The following is a 2,500-nucleotide window of genomic DNA, read 5'->3' on the forward strand; positions in this document are numbered from 1 at the left end:
CACAAACAGCAAAAAGCCCGCCGGAGGTTTATCTGGCGGGCTTTTATGATTTGGTTGCGGGGGTTGGATTTGAACCAACGACCTTCAGGTTATGAGCCTGACGAGCTACCGGGCTGCTCCACCCCGCGTCAAAGTTTCGGCATTGGCCGGCCGGGCAGCCCGGACTTTCCTGCTTGTCCGTCCTCGAAGCCTGAAGGGCTTCTGCGGGCGGACGGGGCGCTGCTCCACCCCGCGTCAAGGTAAGCGCTAGCCTACCAGAAACTATCGGCTTTCCAAATGGAATAGGCCGCTTGCGCGGCCCGTGATCCCGATTGGCGGGCCTATTTGTGGAGAGAAGATAATTTTAATGTGCGTTTTGCAGACCTGGCAGCGACTTACTCTCCCGCGTCTTAAGACGAAGTACCATCAGCGCTGGAGCGTTTCACGGCCGAGTTCGGAATGGGATCGGGTGCAGCCGCTCCGCCATAACCACCAGGTCGGCAAAACGCACATTAATTCGAGAAGCTGTTGTTTAGCGAATAGGGAGTAGGGAGATAGCGAATAGGGAACCTATCTGCTGCCTCTCGAGCTATTCGCTGGTCTTTTGTGTGCCATCAGTCGGCTAGAGCCTTCCGGACAAAGTCCGCAAGGCCGACTGGCCGCCGGCGCTTATGCGCCGCACCCGCGTAGCGCCGCCCGAAGGGCGGAACAAGCGTGAGCGAGATCATCTGGTCAGATGAGCATAAGGAATGAGAACGATCAAGCCGATCGAACTATTAGTACTGGTAAGCTTCAAGCGTTGCCGCTCTTCCACACCCAGCCTATCAACGTGGTCGTCTTCCACGGTTCTCAGGGAATACTCGTTTTAAGGTGGGTTTCCCGCTTAGATGCCTTCAGCGGTTATCCCGTCCGGATATAGCTACCCTGCTATGCGGCTGGCGCCACAACAGGTCCACCAGAGATCCGTCCATCCCGGTCCTCTCGTACTAGGGACAGATCCTTTCAATATTCCTACACCCACGGCAGATAGGGACCGAACTGTCTCACGACGTTCTGAACCCAACTCACGTACCGCTTTAAATGGCGAACAGCCATACCCTTGGGACCTGCTCCAGCCCCAGGATGCGATGAGTCGACATCGAGGTGCCAAACAACCCCGTCGATATGGACTCTTGGGGGTCATCAGCCTGTTATCCCCGGCGTACCTTTTATCCGTTGAGCGATGGCCCTTCCACGCGGGACCACCGGATCACTATGACCGACTTTCGTCTCTGCTCGACTTGTCAGTCTCGCAGTCAGGCAGGCTTATGCCATTGCACTCAGCGAACGATTTCCGACCGTTCTGAGCCCACCATCGCGCGCCTCCGTTACTCTTTAGGAGGCGACCGCCCCAGTCAAACTACCCACCATACATTGTCCCGGACCCGGATAACGGGCCGCGGTTAGACATTCATAGAGATAAGGGTGGTATTTCAAGGGTGGCTCCACCGAGGCTGGCGCCCCGGCTTCAAAGCCTACCACCTATCCTACACATGCCACTACGAATGCCAATGTAAAGCTATAGTAAAGGTGCACGGGGTCTTTCCGTCTAACCGCAGGAACCCCGCATCTTCACGGGGAATTCAATTTCACTGAGTCTATGCTGGAGACAGCGGGGAAGTCGTTACGCCATTCGTGCAGGTCGGAACTTACCCGACAAGGAATTTCGCTACCTTAGGACCGTTATAGTTACGGCCGCCGTTTACTGGGGCTTCGATTCAGAGCTTGCACCCCTCCTCTTAACCTTCCAGCACCGGGCAGGCGTCAGACCCTATACGTCGTCTTGCGACTTCGCAGAGCCCTGTGTTTTTGATAAACAGTCGCTACCCCCTGGTCTGTGCCACCCTCACCTACTTGCGTAAGCAAGGGTCACGCTTCTTCCGAAGTTACGCGTGCAATTTGCCGAGTTCCTTCAGCATAGTTCTCTCAAGCGCCTTGGTATACTCTACCAGTCCACCAGTGTCGGTTTAGGGTACGGTCTATAAGTGGGAGCTATTTCCTGGAACCACTTCGCTGCAAGATCAATCCAATAAGACCTCACAACACACGTGATCCGTCACTACCCACAGGCCCACGAATATTAACGTGGTTCCCATCGTCTACGCATTTCTGCCTCGACTTAGGGGCCGGCTAACCCTGCTCAGATTAGCTTTAAGCAGGAACCCTTGGACTTTCGGCGGGGGAGTCTCTCACTCCCCTTACGTTACTCATGTCAGCATTCGCACTTCTGATACCTCCACCGCCCCTCACGGGTACAGCTTCATCAGCTTACAGAACGCTCCGCTACCGCTTGGCCCTTGCGGACCAAACCCTAAGCTTCGGTGTATGGCTTTAGCCCCGTTACATTTTCGGCGCAAAGACCCTTATTTAGACCAGTGAGCTGTTACGCTTTCTTTAAATGATGGCTGCTTCTAAGCCAACATCCTGGTTGTTTTGGGATCCTCACATCCTTTCCCACTTAGCCATAACTTGGGGACCTTAG

The 2,500-nt window shown here is 55.0% G+C and carries 1 tRNA gene and 2 rRNA genes (1 of these 3 cut by a window edge); all 3 read right to left on the bottom strand.

Annotation, left to right across the window (positions count from 1 at the left end):
• Positions 1-51 precede the first annotated feature (51 nt).
• A tRNA-Met gene (locus ACX3P1_RS27555) sits at positions 52-128 on the bottom strand.
• Between the two features lie 233 nt (positions 129-361).
• Positions 362-476: ribosomal RNA gene (gene rrf, locus ACX3P1_RS27560) — 5S ribosomal RNA — on the bottom strand.
• Between the two features lie 258 nt (positions 477-734).
• Positions 735-2,500: ribosomal RNA gene (locus ACX3P1_RS27565) — 23S ribosomal RNA — on the bottom strand; it runs 1,045 nt beyond the window's last position.

The organism is Mesorhizobium sp. A623, from assembly GCF_054489405.1.